The sequence below is a fragment of the Duganella vulcania genome (genome assembly GCF_009857655.1).
GTDB classification, from domain to species: domain Bacteria; phylum Pseudomonadota; class Gammaproteobacteria; order Burkholderiales; family Burkholderiaceae_D; genus Rugamonas; species Rugamonas vulcania.
In genome coordinates, this window is sequence record NZ_WWCX01000033.1 from 15,341 (window position 1) to 29,487 (window position 14,147).

At 63.6% G+C, this 14,147-nt stretch carries 15 protein-coding genes; 10 read left to right on the plus strand and 5 right to left on the minus strand.

Annotation, left to right across the window (positions count from 1 at the left end; genetic code table 11):
• Positions 1–11 precede the first annotated feature (11 nt).
• The 4 genes from ppk2 to GTP90_RS18225 all read left to right on the plus strand — a co-directional run bounded on the left by ppk2 (position 12) and on the right by GTP90_RS18225 (position 2,253).
• Positions 12–932: a polyphosphate kinase 2 gene (ppk2, locus tag GTP90_RS18210; protein WP_175048137.1), complete on the plus strand. Its 921-nt coding sequence runs from the start codon at positions 12–14 to the stop codon at positions 930–932.
• A 225-nt stretch (positions 933–1,157) separates the two neighbouring features.
• Positions 1,158–1,529, plus strand: coding sequence for a glyoxalase superfamily protein (locus GTP90_RS18215; RefSeq protein ID WP_161084891.1), 372 nt, complete (start codon positions 1,158–1,160; stop codon positions 1,527–1,529).
• Positions 1,519–1,881, plus strand: a complete 363-nt coding sequence (locus GTP90_RS18220; RefSeq protein ID WP_254451924.1) for a hypothetical protein — start codon at positions 1,519–1,521, stop codon at positions 1,879–1,881. The genes GTP90_RS18215 and GTP90_RS18220 overlap by 11 nt, the downstream gene beginning before the upstream one ends.
• A 21-nt stretch (positions 1,882–1,902) precedes the next feature.
• Entirely contained in the window at positions 1,903–2,253 is a 351-nt protein-coding gene (locus GTP90_RS18225) for a DUF3147 family protein (protein ID WP_161084892.1), read from the plus strand.
• Here GTP90_RS18225 and GTP90_RS18230 read toward each other — a convergent pair whose 3' ends face one another.
• The 5 genes from GTP90_RS18230 to GTP90_RS18250 all read right to left on the minus strand — a co-directional run bounded on the left by GTP90_RS18230 (position 2,254) and on the right by GTP90_RS18250 (position 9,066).
• Positions 2,254–3,318: a porin gene (locus GTP90_RS18230; protein WP_161084893.1), complete on the minus strand. Its 1,065-nt coding sequence runs from the start codon at positions 3,316–3,318 to the stop codon at positions 2,254–2,256.
• A gap of 31 nt (positions 3,319–3,349) precedes the next feature.
• Positions 3,350–4,663 carry an MFS transporter gene (locus tag GTP90_RS18235; RefSeq protein ID WP_161084894.1) on the minus strand — a complete coding sequence of 438 codons (1,314 nt, stop codon included), beginning with the start codon at positions 4,661–4,663 and terminating at the stop codon, positions 3,350–3,352.
• A gap of 42 nt (positions 4,664–4,705) precedes the next feature.
• A complete protein-coding gene (locus tag GTP90_RS18240) occupies positions 4,706–5,179 on the minus strand; it encodes a gluconokinase (protein WP_161084927.1) in 474 nt (157 codons plus the stop codon).
• 243 nt (positions 5,180–5,422) lie between these two features.
• Complete coding sequence (locus GTP90_RS18245; protein ID WP_161084895.1) at positions 5,423–7,747, minus strand: GH92 family glycosyl hydrolase; 2,325 nt, start codon at positions 7,745–7,747, stop codon at positions 5,423–5,425.
• Positions 7,748–7,857: 110 nt separating this feature from the next.
• A complete protein-coding gene (locus GTP90_RS18250; protein ID WP_161084896.1) occupies positions 7,858–9,066 on the minus strand; it encodes a cyanophycinase in 1,209 nt (402 codons plus the stop codon).
• Positions 9,067–9,214: 148 nt separating this feature from the next.
• On the opposite strand from GTP90_RS18250, the gene GTP90_RS18255 reads away from it, so the two are divergent.
• From GTP90_RS18255 to GTP90_RS18280, 6 genes are all read left to right on the plus strand, one after another.
• Positions 9,215–9,550: a hypothetical protein gene (locus GTP90_RS18255; RefSeq protein WP_161084897.1), complete on the plus strand. Its 336-nt coding sequence runs from the start codon at positions 9,215–9,217 to the stop codon at positions 9,548–9,550.
• Between the two features lie 63 nt (positions 9,551–9,613).
• On the plus strand, positions 9,614–10,099 hold the full coding sequence (locus GTP90_RS18260) for a hypothetical protein (RefSeq protein ID WP_161084898.1): 486 nt from the start codon (positions 9,614–9,616) through the stop codon (positions 10,097–10,099).
• Positions 10,096–10,989 (plus strand): tetratricopeptide repeat protein, encoded by an 894-nt coding sequence (locus GTP90_RS18265; RefSeq protein WP_161084899.1) that lies wholly within the window; start codon positions 10,096–10,098, stop codon positions 10,987–10,989. Before GTP90_RS18260 ends, GTP90_RS18265 begins: the two co-directional genes overlap by 4 nt.
• A gap of 5 nt (positions 10,990–10,994) precedes the next feature.
• Positions 10,995–12,221, plus strand: a complete 1,227-nt coding sequence (locus tag GTP90_RS18270) for an ATP-binding protein (RefSeq protein WP_161084900.1) — start codon at positions 10,995–10,997, stop codon at positions 12,219–12,221.
• Between the two features lie 44 nt (positions 12,222–12,265).
• On the plus strand, positions 12,266–12,706 hold the full coding sequence (locus GTP90_RS18275) for a RidA family protein (protein ID WP_161084901.1): 441 nt from the start codon (positions 12,266–12,268) through the stop codon (positions 12,704–12,706).
• A gap of 71 nt (positions 12,707–12,777) precedes the next feature.
• Positions 12,778–14,139 carry an amino acid permease gene (locus tag GTP90_RS18280; protein ID WP_161084902.1) on the plus strand — a complete coding sequence of 454 codons (1,362 nt, stop codon included), beginning with the start codon at positions 12,778–12,780 and terminating at the stop codon, positions 14,137–14,139.
• Positions 14,140–14,147: the final 8 nt, after the last annotated feature.

The following is a 14,147-nucleotide window of genomic DNA, read 5'->3' on the forward strand; positions in this document are numbered from 1 at the left end:
AAGGAAGCAGCATGCGACTGAATGAAGCCGATTTGATGGAACGCGTACAGCGCGAACTGACCGACAGCTATGACGAAGAGCTGGAGATGGAACTGGAAGACCGCGAGATCGATCCGGTCACGCGCGAGGTGCGCGTGTCGGAGCGCAGCGAGGAAGCCAAGGAAGCCCGCCGCCAGTACTTCCGTGAGCTGTTCCGCCTGCAGGCGGAGCTGGTCAAGCTGCAGGACTGGGTGGTCCACACCGGCCACAAAGTGGTGATCCTGTTCGAAGGCCGCGACGCCGCCGGCAAGGGTGGCGTGATCAAGCGCATCGTCCAGCGCCTCAATCCTCGCGTGTGCCGCGTGGCCGCGCTGCCGGCGCCGAACAACCGCGAACGCACGCAGTGGTACTTCCAGCGCTACGTATCGCACCTGCCGGCCGCCGGTGAGATCGTGCTGTTCGACCGCAGCTGGTACAACCGCGCGGGCGTCGAGCGCGTAATGGGGTTCTGCTCCGACGACCAGTACGAAGAGTTCTTCCAGACCGTACCGGAATTCGAGCGCATGCTGGCCCGCTCGGGCATCCAGTTGATCAAGTACTGGTTCTCGATCTCCGACGAGGAGCAGAACGCGCGCTTCCTGGGCCGCATCCACGATCCGCTCAAGCAGTGGAAACTGAGCCCGATGGACCTGGAGTCCCGCCGCCGCTGGGAGGAATACACCAAGGCCAAGGAGATCATGCTGGAGCGGACCCACATCCCCGAGGCGCCGTGGTGGGTGGTGCAAGGCGTGGACAAGAAGAAGGCGCGCCTGAACTGCATTCATCACCTGCTGGAGCAGATGCCGTATGTGGAAGTGGAGCATCCGGCGATCCAGCTGCCGGAACGCGAGTACCACGACGACTACGTGCGCCGCCCGGTGCCGGCCGAGATCATCGTTCCGGAAGTGTACTGACCTGTGCTAAAGTTGGCCGATCGACTACGTTAGGAGATCGGCGGCCGGCCTGCCAGACCAGGGCCTGTCGCTGGCCAGGCTGGAGATCTTCCATCCCGATCAGCAGCGAGTCGCCGCCCTGCTGGCGTCCATCGGATTGGAGGACACCGTCGCCTGCCGGCATGGCGACAGGCCACGGCTGGCCGCGCACATCAACACACCACAAGGCATCAAGGAGTTATCGACATGAACCTTGGCGGCATCACCCCCATCCTGCGAAGCTTCAACGAAGCGCAGACGCGCGAATTCTACGTCGACTTCCTCGGCTTCAAAGTCGACTGGGAGCACCGCTTCGAACCCGGCACGCCCCTTTACCTGCAAGTGTCGCGGGATGGCTGCATCCTTCACCTCACCGAACATTTCGGCGATTGCAGTCCGGGCGCGGCCATCCGCATCGCCACCGACGGCCTGGATGAGTATCACGCCCAACTGATCGCCAAGCAGTTCAAACACGCCCGTCCCGGCATCGAAGCCATGCCCTGGGGCAGCCGTGAAATGTCGATCAAGGACCCATCCGGCAACCGGCTGACGTTTGTCAGCACGGACGATGATGCGTAAAATCGCGCTTCCGCTATTGTTCGCGTGCGCCACGGTCCATGCGGCGGACATGCAACGGCCTGCATCAGGCGGCAATGCGCTAAGTTCGCAAGGCGGCCTGCTGGTTCGTCGAACCTTTGACAAAGGACTGAAGGAGTTCGGCTTTGAAGCGATACGCGCGCCGGCCAGCGCCAGCGCCCGCGATACGCAACTCCCCCAGGCGATCGCCGGCGCCGCAAAAAAAGACTTCATCGAAGCAGGCATCGAGGAATCCAGGCGCGCATTGATCGAATGCCAGAAGGAGACCTCGGCCGTGCTGGTCATGCCGTCATTGCGCAGCGACAGCCAGCAGGCCCACTGCTACAGGTTTTAACGATTCAAATAAGGAAGGCACATGGCCTGGCTCATCATCAAATACCTGCTGACTTCAGCCGTGGTCGTGGCGGTCTCCGAATTCGCCAAACGCAGCGACCGCATCGGCGGCCTGGTCGCGGCGCTGCCGCTGGTGACACTGCTTGCCCTGATCTGGCTATACGTCGAAAAACAGCCTGAGCAGAAAATCGCCAACCACGCGTGGTACACCTTCTGGTACGTGGTGCCCACGCTGCCGATGTTCCTGGCCTTTCCGGCGCTGCTGCCACGGATCGGTTTCTGGCCGACCCTGCTGGCATGCGTCGCCATCACGATAGTCTGCTTCGGGCTGTTCGCGCTGCTGGTACGTCGATTCGGCATCGACCTGCTGTGATCAGAAGCGGTGGCGCAAACCCACCGTGACCTGACGATTGCCGATACCCGGCTCCTCGCTGTTACCCTCCGTGTAGCCGCCGCCGTTATGGTTGCGGATCATCGCGTACGACGTGTAGATGTCGGTGCGCCGCGAGAACGCGTACATATAGGCCAGCGCGTACTGCTGCGCATCCTGGTTGCGCGCCGTGCGGTCGTTCTTGCGGATATACGTCGCCACGACGGTGCTGAAGCCAAACGGCGCCGATACGCCAAGCAGCATATCGGTGCTGTCCGTGGATGCCACCGGCGCCGGACCTTCGAAATTGACCACCGAACTATTGAGCGTCGCGCTGTTCAGCCCCTTGTCGACGCCATAACCGAACCACGCCTTCGCCGGACCGAAATCATAGTTCGCGCCCAGCAGCGTATTGCGCGCCGAGCCGGTGTCCTTGAGCGTCGCCGTGTCGTTGTTCTTGTTGTGGTAAGCCAGGCGCACATTCAGCGGCCCGTTGCTGTAGCCGAACGACCCGCCCAGTGCCCGGTTGGCCTTCTGGTCGCCGGGCACCTCTCCCGCCACATACATGGCGTCAGCGCTGAAGCCGTTGATGGCCGCCGTGCGGTACAGCACCGAGTTACCGGCCCGGAAGCCGGTTGCCGCCATCAGGTTGTTGGAGCGCGCAATGCCGTTGCGCAGCGGGTCGACGATGGTGTTCAGCGTCGTGAACAACGGCGTGTCCTGCAAGCCGATCGACACCGCGCCGTACTTGCTGCCCAGGCCGACGATGCTGGTGCGGCCAAACAGCGTGTTGTTCTGCGTGGAGCTGCCCGTATCCGCATGGATGCCGCCTTCGATGACGAAGAAGGCGTTCATGCCGCCGCCCAGGTCCTCGCTGCCGCGGAAGCCCCAGCGGCTCTGGGTCGCCATGCCGCTGGTGGCACGGGTGGAAGTGCCGGCGATGCCGCCGCGGTCCTGGGAGATACCCATGTCCATCACGCCGTAGAAAGTCACGTTGCTCTGCGCCAGAACTGCGCCGGAACAAGTGGTAAGGACGAGCGCACCCAGCGCATAAATGCTCTTTTTCATTTCAGTTGTCTCCAGAATTATCGGGTCGGTATCACGCCGGCTGCTTGAGGCCGCGCGGTTCGGGATCGGGAATCGGTTCGATCTTGCCGAGGACGAAGACGAAGGAGACGATGCCGATCAACAGGATCACGCCAGCCACCATGAAAGCGTTGGTGAACGAGTTGGTGGCGCCGACGATCATGCCGGTGACGATGGGAGCCGCCGCGCCCATCAGGTTGTTAGCGAAGTTCATGATGCCGCCGATGGTGCCGGCACCGCCCTTCGGCGCGATCAGCGATGGCAGCGACCAGCCCACCGGCGCCGCCGCAGCCAGGCCGCCCAGCGCGATCGAGATCCAGAAGATGGCCCAGACCGGATCTGTGGTCAGCGTGGCGCCGAATACAGCCAGGCCCAGCGTCATGCCGCACACCAGCACGCCCTTGCGCACCAGCGATTCGTTCTTGCCACGCGAGATCAGGTGGTCGATCAGCCAGCCGCCGACGAACAGATCGGCCACCGTCGCCACCGCCCACGGAATCGCGGCAAAGCCCGCCGACTTCAGTATGCTCATGTGCATGGTCTGCACCAGGTAGCCGGGCAACCAGGTCAGGAACAGGTAGAACGAGTAGCCGTAGGCTGCGAAGCCGATGGTCAGGCCCCATATCTTGGATTTGCTCAGCAGGTAGCCCAGCATGTTCAGCGCGCCGGCCTCGGACGGGCCTTCCGGCGATGCGCCACCTTCCTGGATGTAGCGCAGTTCCTGCTTGCTCAGCTTGGGATCGGCGCTCGGATCGCGGTACAGCACAAAGAAGGCGATGAAGTAGCTGAAGCTCAAGAGAGCCGTCAAGCCGAAGCCCCAGCGCCAGCCGAAGGTCACGATGGTCAGCGCCAGCAAAGGCACGCCGATCACGTTGGAGAACTTGGCGGCGGCGTCGAAGATGGCGGTGGCCATGCCGCGCTCATTGCGCGGGAACCAGTAGCCGGTGGCCTTGGCACTGACCGGGAAGGCCGGCGCTTCGGCGATGCCCAGCAGGATGCGCGCCGCGAAGATGCCCGCGAAGCCGCTGGAGAACGCAGTGATGGTCGCGGCCAGGCCCCACAGGAAGGCGCCCCAGCGGCCAACCCTGGTGGGGCCGAAGCGGTCCATCACCATGCCGACCGGGATTTGCAGCAGCGAGTAGGACCAGGCGAAGGCGCTGAACAGCAGGCCCAGTTCAACCGGCGTCAGGTTGAACAACTCCTTGATCTGCGGCGCGGCCACGGACAGGCCGATGCGGTCGATGTAGTTGATGAGCACGCCGACGCCCAGCAAGGCGCCTATGCCCCAGCGCCGTTTCGGAATTTTTGTTGTAGTGACTGTTTTCATTTTATCTCCAGTTCGATTATGGATTGCCCGCTATTGCTGCGGCTAAGGGTGTTGCAAAATAAGGCTGACCAGCTGCTGTGGCGGCAAGGTCAGGTCCAGGCGCAGGCCGGCTTCGTCGGCCTGCAGAGGTTCAAGGTCGCGCAACTGGCTGTCGAGCAGGCTGGTCGGCATGTAGTGGCCCGGGCGGGATTGCATGCGGCTTTCGATCACGGCCCGCTCTCCGATCAGATGGGCAAAGCGCAAGTCCGGATCGCCCTGGCGCAGCAGGTCGCGATAGCGGCGCTTGAGGGACGAACAGGACAACACCAGCCCCTCGCCCCGCTGCGCTGCCTCGTGGATCTTGCCCCGCAGCGTCAGCAGCCAGCCGGCGCGGTCGTCATCATTGAGCGGAATTCCGGCCGACATCTTGGCGACGTTTTCCGCCGGATGAAAGCTGTCGCCCTCCAGAAACGGGTATCCGAGCGCAGCGGCCAACCGGGCGCCGATCTCACTCTTCCCGCAGCCACTGACTCCCATGACTACCCAACGATACACTGCTTTATTGTTCACACTTGCTCCTGATTTGTTAGCGCTAACATGCGAGGCAGTGTAGCGGCTGATCAGTTTTTGTAAAGAATATTCAGTGGTGCAGCGCAGCAAACGTGGTTATACGGGGACGTTGGGACGAAATTGAGCACCGTCCCGGATCTGGCACTTGAAAAATCCGGACAGTGATGATAGCGCTATCAGACGATCAGCCGCCCGCGGGGGCGGCGGCGGTCAGTAGGCGGTCTGGGTGTACGGACGGGCGGCGGCGCCCTTGCCCCATGCGGTATCGGGCTTGCTGGACATTTTGAAAACCAGCTCGCCGCCGGCAGTGATCTGGTCATGGCGCAGGAAGGTCTGCGCCAGCGGCTTGCCGTTCAAGGTCACACCGGAGACGTAGATGTTCTGCGCGCTCAGGCCCACGCTGCGAATAGTGAAGACCTTACCGTTCGGCAGATTCATCACGGCCTTGTCGATGAATGGGCGGCCGATCACATACTCGTTGCTGCCCGGCGCGACGGGATAGAAGCCCAGCGCCGTAAAGGCCAGCCATGCGGACATCTGCCCCAGGTCATCATTGCCGGAAAGGCCGGCCGGCGTGGTGTTGTACTGCGACGCGACCACCTGCGTCAAACGCTGCTGCGTCTTCCACGGCGCGCCCGCAAAGTTGTACAGGTACGCCACGTGGTGCGACGGCTCGTTGCCATGCGCGTAGTGGCCGATCAGGCCGGAGATGTCCTCCATGTGCGCGTAGACCTTCTCATCGACCTTGGCATCGAACATCATGTCTATCTTGTTCTGCAAGGCCGCATCGCCGCCCAGCATCTTGATCAGGCCCGCATTATCGTGCGGCATATACCAGGAATACTGCCACGCGCTGCCTTCGGTGTAGTCGCTGCCGAAGTTGGACAGCACCGGATCGAACGGCTCGCGGAAGGTACCGTCGGACTTCTTCGCGCGCAGGAAGCCGGTCTTGGTGTCGAACGAGTTGCGGTAGTTCTGCGCCCGCTTGTAGTAGCGCGCGGCGATATCCTTGCGGCCCATCTTCTCCGCCATGCGGGCGATGGTCCAGTCGTCGAAGGCATATTCCACCGTCTTCGACGCCGCTTCCGGCTCCAGGTCGATCGGCACATAGCCCAGCTTCATGTAGTGCTGAAGCCCGCCGTACGGGCCATATTCCGCGCTGCTGGTCATCGCCTTCAAGGCCTCGTCGGCGTCGAAGCCCTTCAGGCCCTTCATATAGGCGTCCGCGATCACCGGCACCGCGTGGTAGCCGATCATGCACCAGGTCTCCAGGCCGTGGAACTGCCACACCGGCAGGATGCCGTACGGGCTGGCCTTCTGCGATTCGATCAGCGAGCGCACGAAGTCCACATTGCGCTGCTCCGGCTGGATCAGCGTCAGCAAGGGATGCAGCGCGCGGTAGGTGTCCCACAACGAGAAGGTCGAGTGGAAGCGGAAGCCCTGCGCCTGGTGCACCTCGTTGTCCGGCCCCCGATAGCGGCCGTCGCGGTCCATGAACAGGCTGGGAGCCAGCATGCTGTGGTACAGCGCCGTGTAGACCATCTTGCGCATGTCGGGCGCCGCGTCGATCGCCACCGCGCCCAGCGCCTCGTTCCATGCGGCCGACGCCCTGGCGCGCTCGGCGTCGAAGTCCCAGCCGGGCATCTCGCCCAGGTTGGCGATGGCGCCCTCCTCGCTGACGGCGGATATCGCCACCTTCACCTCAAGCTGGCCGTCGGCCGGTACGCCGAAGTCCAGCGCGCCGACCAGCGCCTTGCCCTCGACCATGGCCTTGTCGCCAGGACCGCTGCCCGGACCGGCGAAGCCCTTGTATTCAACGTCGGTCTCCATGTTGCGCAGCGCGCGCGACGTCAGCGGATGCGAGAACGCGACCGCGAAGTACAGCTGCCGGCCCGCAGCCCAGCCGCGCGTCTCGCGCATGCCGGTGATGAGCGAGTTGTCGCGCACCCGCAAACGGGACCACAGGTTCTTGGCCTTGTAATCGTAGATGCTGCTGCGCAGGTCCAGGATCACCTTGGCCGCAGCGCCCTTGGCGTAGCGGTAGCGGTGCAAGCCAACGCGCTCGCTCGCGGTCAGTTCGACATCGACCTCGTTGTCCATCAACTTGACGGCGTAGTAGCCTGGCTCCGCGCGCTCGTCCTGGTGCCGGAAGCGTGACCGGTAGCCGCTGAACGGGCGCTCCGGATAGCCAGGTTCCAGCTTGGTCTCGCCGCTGTAGGGCATCAGCAGCAGGTCGCCGAGGTCCGAGTGGCCGGTGCCGGAGAAGTGCGTATGCGAGAAGCCCAGTATGCTGTCGTCCTCGTAGCGGTAGCCGGCGGCCCACGGGTAGCTTTGGCGGAACGGGCGCACCTGCGTGTCGGGACTCAGCTGGATCATGCCGAACGGCCGCGCCGCACCGGGGAATGTATGGCCGTCGCCACCGGTGCCGATGAAGACATCGACGGCGGCGGCTGGAGAAGACGGCTCCGCGGCGGTGGCGGGAAGAGTCGATGCCAGCGCGAGCGCGCCGGCTGCTAACAATTTAGTCGCGAACATACGGCTTCCGGTTGTGAGGTCGATCCAACGTTATAGCGCTGGCCGCCGCACCGGTCAACAGGATGCCGCGTCGATAGCCGCTTGTTTAGCGCCGCCGCTAAACAAGCGGCTTATTTGTACCATGGACGCGTGATTTGCAGCGGCCGTACGTCCAGCCGCAGGTTGAGTATCGAATACCCCTCCGTCGTGGCGGACGCGTAACCGATGCTGTCCGCAAGACGGGTGAAGTGGAACTCGAACCCCAGGTCCTGCCTCGCCTCGCCCGGACCGGCGGTGGCGATGCCGGTCGCCTCGGTCTGCGAATTGTCGATCAGCTTTTCCATCAACACCAGCACGGCGTTGTGGCCGAGGATGTCGGATGTGTAGACCGGCGCTCTCGTTGCGGGCTTTTGCGGATCGAGCTTGCCCCCCTCCACCTTGTCGGCCGATGGCGTGAACTGGCGGCTCGCGAGGTTATAGCGGTCGCCGCGATCCAGGTAGCTGACGCGCACATTCGAAATATTGAAGTCCCTGGCGCCCGGGTCGACCGCCGCCTGCGACAGGTCCATCAGCAGCGCGCCTTGATAGCCAAGCACTTCGACATCGCGCGCCGCGTTGATCACCATCGCCGTGTTTTCGTCGATGCCCAGTCCCAGCTTGTAGCCCTTCTTCAGCATGGCCGGCAGCATGCGGGCGAAGCGTCCGCGCGCCAGCAGGTGCTGGTCGACGAAGATGTCCTTGCCGATAAAGCCCAGGCCCGGCGCCAGCTCGCGCCCGTCGTTGACGCCTTGAGCGAGTGTGCTGAACACGGACCGGGTGCTGTCGAACATGGTGCTGCTCATGATCGCCGCGCCCGCACTGGTGCCGGCGATGACGCCGCCGCGCCGGTAGACGTCCCATATCGCCTCCAGCACCGCGCTGCGGCTGCCGTCGGGGCGCACCAGGGCCTGCGTGATCAGCGCCTGGTCGCCGCCGCAAAAATAGACGCCGCCGGCTTCGCGGATGGAGCGCGCCAGCGTCGCATCCTCGGCATCGCGACGGTAATCGCGATTAGGCAGCCGCACGGCCAGCGGCACCACGAAGGCAGACGCGCCATAACGATTCAGGTAAGCGGCCAGGTGGGCGCCGGAACCTTCAGGATTCGCCGCCGCCGACGGCAGCACCGCGATACGCGCGCCGGCGCCGCCGGCCAGTTGCACAATACGCTGCCACACCACCGCGTTATCCGACCGCAGCGCTCCGCCGACGATGACCAGCGAGCCTTGTGGCGCAAGGTCCGCAGCGCCAGCCTGGGCGCACCAGGCCAGCGCCGCCAACAGCAAAATACAAAACCGCCTCATTCAACTTTTCCTCTATATTTTCTCGTTTCTATCCGAAAGACCGTAAGCATACTGATATTTGCGCCGCGTATGGTAACCAATTTTCGTATGACTGGAAGTCACATACAAAATCGACTACCATGATAAAAAACTAACCGAGAGAATGTTTATGGTATCCAGCGTCACATCAGGCGGCACGCGCAGAATGGAACTGGGCGGCAGCGCACATGACCTCATCAACGCGATTCTCAAGCAAATCAAGACGCTACGAAAAAGAGCGGAGCAACTGCAAAAGCAGATGTTGAACGAGACCGACCCCGCCGTTCGCCTGCAACTATCCAAGGAAATCATCGAGGTGGAACGCACCATCCAGTTGCTGGAACGGCAGATCATGCAGATCGAAGAAGCCGAAAGGCGCCGCGCCAAAGCAAGGGAAGAGGCGCAGCATGCGATGGCGCTGGAAAACCAGGCAAGCCCGCATCACCGCAAGACCGGTGAGCGTTAATCGGCGGCTTCGGATACCCGTGACACAAATCCCTGGCTACCCCAGCGAAATTTGGTAACATAGGTGATTGCTTTTTATATCACCTTTATGCGCGAACACCTGCTTACACCTTCGCTGTCCGCTTCGGCGCCGCCGGTCTCGCTGTACTCGATCCGATCGAGCTTCTTCGTTGCGTTTCTTGGCGGGCCCGCCGCCATCATCCTGTATTCGACGCTGAATTCGTGGCGGCTGCGCCGCGCGCTGGACATTCCGGCCTACCTCATCGCCGTGGTCCTGGTCGTATTGCTGGTTTATGGCACGCGCGGCGATGTCGCCTACTTCGCGTGGCTGCGGGAACAACTGGGCAGCGACACCACCCGCTTCCTGTCGCGCGGCCTGGCGCTGGCGCTGTGCGGCATGTTCTACCTGCTGCATAAAAAGCAGCACCGCTCGGCCACGCTGTTCGACAGCAAAGCGCCGTCTCCGTGGCTACCCGCCATCGCCAGCACGGTGCTCGGTTATGCCGCCACCGTGGGCCTGGCCGCCCTGCTGCTCAAGGATGCCGCATGAGCGATACGATCGTACTCTCTCCCCGCGACTACGCCATCCAGCTCAATGGCCTGATCGAACGCCGGCGCTACCCGCAGGCGCGCACCATGCTGTCGGAAGCGCTGCAGCAATATCCCGAGGACAGCGAGCTGCTGTTCGCCTCCGCCCACATCGACTACCTGACCGACGACAAGGAAGGCGCGCGCCAGACGCTGCATGCCATCCTTGCGCGGGAGCCGCTGCACTACGGCGCCCGCTCACTGTTGATCAACGTGCTCGAAGACAGCGAGGAACTGGAACAGGCCGAGCTTCTCATCATCGAACTGCTGCGGGAATATCCCGAAGAAGCCTTCCAGTACGCCCGCTACGCGATGCTGATGTACCGCACGCTCCATATCGACAAGGCCAAGGAGCTGGCCCGCGAAGCGCTGCGGCTGGACCCGGAGGACGAGCTCGCACTGACCGCCTGCCTGATCGGCGACATCATCGACGGCCGGCGCGGCGCCGAAGCCGCAAGCCTGGCGAACCTGATGCGCGGCCACCCTGACAGCCAGACCACAGCACGCATGCTGGTCAGCCACCTGGTAAGCCGCGGGCACTATCGCGCCGCCAAGCGCATCGCGATCGAACTGCTGCACCTTTACCCGCACTCCACCGAGATCCTGGAGCTGGTGGTCAAGCTGGAGGCGCTGAGCCACTGGAGCATGCTGCCCTTATGGCCGCTGAATCGCTGGGGCTGGGGCGCGTCGGCCGCGTTCTATTTCATCACCCTGCTCGCGATGAACCTGATCCGCAAGGACGCGCCCACCATCGCCGGCATCGCCACCTGGACCATCCTCGGATATTGCGCCTATTCCTGGCTCTATCCTCCTCTCTTGACGCGCTGGCTGAAACGCCGCGCAGGACTTTAAACAGCATGGCACTGAAACGCGAAGAACTCGAATCCGCCCTCGTCACCGATCCGTTCAACCTGGGGCACCGCCTCGCCTACGCGCACCTGCTGCTCGACGGCGGTGACGCCCAGGCCGCGCTGACCCACTTCGAGCTGGCCGAGCGCCAACGTATCGACGCCGACACCCTGAGCGGCAAGGCCCAGGCGCTGCTGGCGCTCAAGCGCGAAGGCGAGGCGCTGGTCGCCTACGTGGCCGCGCGCCAGCACACCGGCTTTGAACCGATCGAAGCGCTGGAACACCTGGCCCAGCGCGCGCAGCCGGCATCAGCGCCGGCGCTGTCGCTGGTGCGGCCGGCGCAGAACGTCGCCGCGCTGCGTACCCAGTCGCCGCAACAGGTCCGCTTCGCCGACGTCGGCGGCATGGAGGACCTGAAGAAGACGCTGCGCCTGCACATCATCGAACCTTTCCTGCGCCCCGGCCTGTTCGCCAAGTTCAAGAAAAGCGGTGGCGGCGGCATCCTGTTGTACGGGCCTCCCGGCTGCGGCAAGACCATGATCGCGCGCGCCATCGCCAGCGAATGCAACGCCTCCTTCGTCTCCGTCGGCATCAGCGAGGTGCTCAACATGTGGATGGGCGAGAGCGAACGCAATCTGGCGCAACTGTTTGAAAAAGCCCGCGCCCAGAAACCGTGCGTGCTGTTTTTCGACGAGCTGGATGCGCTGGCGTTCTCGCGCTCCAAGGCGCAGAGTGAGCATAGCCGCACCATCGTCAACGAGTTCCTGTCGCAGCTGGACGGCTTTGAGCGCGACAACCGCGATGTGCTGTTCCTGGCCGCCACCAACATGCCGTGGGACGTGGACCAGGCGATGAAGCGCACAGGCCGCTTCGCCCGGCAGCTGTTCGTGCCGCCGCCGGACGAGGAAGCGCGCCGCCACATCATCGACATCAAGCTGCGCGACATCCCGGTCGAAGGCATCGACGTGCCGGCGCTGGTGGCGGCCACGCCGCACTATTCGGGCGCGGACATCGATGGCCTGATCGACCTGGCCAAGGAAAGCACGCTGCACGACATCCTGGCCGGGAACCCGGAGCGCCCCATCGGCCCGGCGGACATGGCCTACGCGCTGGACCTGATGCAGCCGTCGACCGTGGAATGGCTCAAGACCGCCCGCAACCTGGTGCGCTATTCCGGCAGCGACGACAGCTATCGGGATGTGGAAAAATACCTGAAGAAGACCAAGTTTCTGTAGCAAGCGCAGGCCGTTCGTCAATGCAGGCCACAAGGGAGATTGCCATGACACGTACACACCTGACCAAGCTGGCCTGCATGCTGGCCTTGTGCGCCTCCGGCGCCGCCTCGGGCATCGACTTCTACAACAAGGGCAACGAGCCGGGACGCCCGTTCTCGCTGGCGGTGCGCGCCGGCGACTACGTGTTCGTCTCCGGCCAGCTGGGCACCGGGCCGAACGGGCTGGTCAAGGGCTTCGACGCCCAGTCGCGGCAGGCAATGGACAACATCGCCGCCATCCTCAAGGGCTTCCACCTGACCATGGATGACGTGGTCAAGTGCACCATCATGATCGCGGACATGGCCAAGTGGGCCGACTTCAACAAGGTCTACGCCAGCTACTTCAAGCCTGAGCGCCTGCCGGCGCGCAGCGCAATGGGGGCCAACGGCCTGGCGCTGGGGGGCGAGGTCGAAGTCGAATGCATGGCCTACTCGCCCCGCCGCTAGCAGAAATTGATGTAGCGCAGGCGCGCTTTTGCTTTAGAATCGTCGTCTTTGCTTACCACCTTGGGGATCCGATGGCAGATGGGAAGAATGAACTCAAACGCGGCCTGAAGAGCCGGCATATCCAGCTGATCGCGCTGGGCGGCGCCATCGGCACCGGCCTGTTCCTCGGCATCGCGCAGACCATCCAGATGGCCGGGCCGTCGGTGCTGCTCGGTTACGGCGTGGCCGGCCTGATCGCCTTCTTCATCATGCGCCAATTGGGCGAGATGGTGGTCGACGAACCGGTAGCCGGCTCGTTCAGCTACTTCGCCGACAAATATTGCGGCCACCTGGCCGGCTTCATGTCGGGCTGGAATTACTGGGTCTTGTACGTGCTGGTCAGCATGGCCGAGCTGTCGGCGGTGGGCATCTACGTTCAATACTGGTGGCCCGCGATCCCGACATGGATGTCGGCGCTGGCCTTCTTCGTCATCATCAACGCCATCAGCCTGGCCAACGTCAAGGCCTTCGGCGAGATGGAGTTCTGGTTCGCCATCATCAAGGTGGCGGCCATCGTCGGCATGATCGCGTTCGGCGCCTACCTGCTGATCTCCGGCGACGCCGGCCCGCAGGCCACCGTGGCCAACCTGTGGCAGCACGGCGGCTTCTTCCCGAACGGGATCGGCGGCCTGGTGATGGCGATGGCCGTGATCATGTTCTCCTTCGGCGGCCTGGAACTGATCGGCATCACCGCCGCCGAGGCGGACGATCCGTCGCGCACCATCCCCAAGGCCACCAACCAGGCCATCTACCGCATCCTGATTTTCTACATTGGCGCGCTGGGCATCCTGCTGTCGCTGTACCCGTGGGAGAAAGTCGTCACCGGCGGCAGCCCGTTCGTGCTGATCTTCCATGCGCTGAACAGCAACCTGGTGGCGCACGCATTGAACGCCGTGGTGCTGACGGCCGCGCTGTCGGTGTATAACAGCGGCGTGTATTCCAACACCCGCATGCTGTACGGCCTGGCCAAGCAAGGCAACGCGCCGCGCCTGCTGCTGAAGGTGAACCAGCGCGGCGTGCCGCTGGCGGCGCTGGGCGTTTCGGCGCTGGCGACCGGCATCTGCGTGGTCGTCAACTACTTCATGCCGGGCAAGGCCTTCGGCTTCCTGATGGGCCTCGTGGTGTCGGCGCTGATCATCAACTGGGGCATGATCAGCTGGATCCACCTGCGCTTCCGCGCGCAGAAGAAGGCCGACGGCCAGGCCACCGCCTTCCGCAGCCTGGGCTACCCGCTCACCAACTACCTGTGCCTGGCTTTCCTGGCCGGCATCCTGGTCGTGATGTACGTGACGCCGGACCTGCAATTGTCGGTCTACCTGATCCCCGTGTGGCTGGCGGTGCTGGGCGCGGGTTACTGGATACGCCAGAAAAAGGCGGTGGCCATACCGGCCTGACGCTAACG

What these genes read in the sequence shown, in the direction of transcription:
- GTP90_RS18255 (WP_161084897.1), top strand. Translation starts at nt 9,215, where the DNA reads ATGGTATCCAGCGTCACATCAGGCGGCACGCGCAGAATGGAACTGGGC.
- GTP90_RS18225 (WP_161084892.1), top strand. Translation starts at nt 1,903, where the DNA reads ATGGCCTGGCTCATCATCAAATACCTGCTGACTTCAGCCGTGGTCGTG.
- ppk2 (WP_175048137.1), top strand. Translation starts at nt 12, where the DNA reads ATGCGACTGAATGAAGCCGATTTGATGGAACGCGTACAGCGCGAACTG.
- GTP90_RS18235 (WP_161084894.1), bottom strand. Translation starts at nt 4,663, where the DNA reads ATGAAAACAGTCACTACAACAAAAATTCCGAAACGGCGCTGGGGCATA.
- GTP90_RS18220 (WP_254451924.1), top strand. Translation starts at nt 1,519, where the DNA reads ATGATGCGTAAAATCGCGCTTCCGCTATTGTTCGCGTGCGCCACGGTC.
- GTP90_RS18280 (WP_161084902.1), top strand. Translation starts at nt 12,778, where the DNA reads ATGGCAGATGGGAAGAATGAACTCAAACGCGGCCTGAAGAGCCGGCAT.
- GTP90_RS18230 (WP_161084893.1), bottom strand. Translation starts at nt 3,318, where the DNA reads ATGAAAAAGAGCATTTATGCGCTGGGTGCGCTCGTCCTTACCACTTGT.
- GTP90_RS18240 (WP_161084927.1), bottom strand. Translation starts at nt 5,179, where the DNA reads ATGGGAGTCAGTGGCTGCGGGAAGAGTGAGATCGGCGCCCGGTTGGCC.
- GTP90_RS18270 (WP_161084900.1), top strand. Translation starts at nt 10,995, where the DNA reads ATGGCACTGAAACGCGAAGAACTCGAATCCGCCCTCGTCACCGATCCG.
- GTP90_RS18250 (WP_161084896.1), bottom strand. Translation starts at nt 9,066, where the DNA reads ATGAGGCGGTTTTGTATTTTGCTGTTGGCGGCGCTGGCCTGGTGCGCC.
- GTP90_RS18275 (WP_161084901.1), top strand. Translation starts at nt 12,266, where the DNA reads ATGACACGTACACACCTGACCAAGCTGGCCTGCATGCTGGCCTTGTGC.
- GTP90_RS18215 (WP_161084891.1), top strand. Translation starts at nt 1,158, where the DNA reads ATGAACCTTGGCGGCATCACCCCCATCCTGCGAAGCTTCAACGAAGCG.
- GTP90_RS18265 (WP_161084899.1), top strand. Translation starts at nt 10,096, where the DNA reads ATGAGCGATACGATCGTACTCTCTCCCCGCGACTACGCCATCCAGCTC.
- GTP90_RS18245 (WP_161084895.1), bottom strand. Translation starts at nt 7,747, where the DNA reads ATGTTCGCGACTAAATTGTTAGCAGCCGGCGCGCTCGCGCTGGCATCG.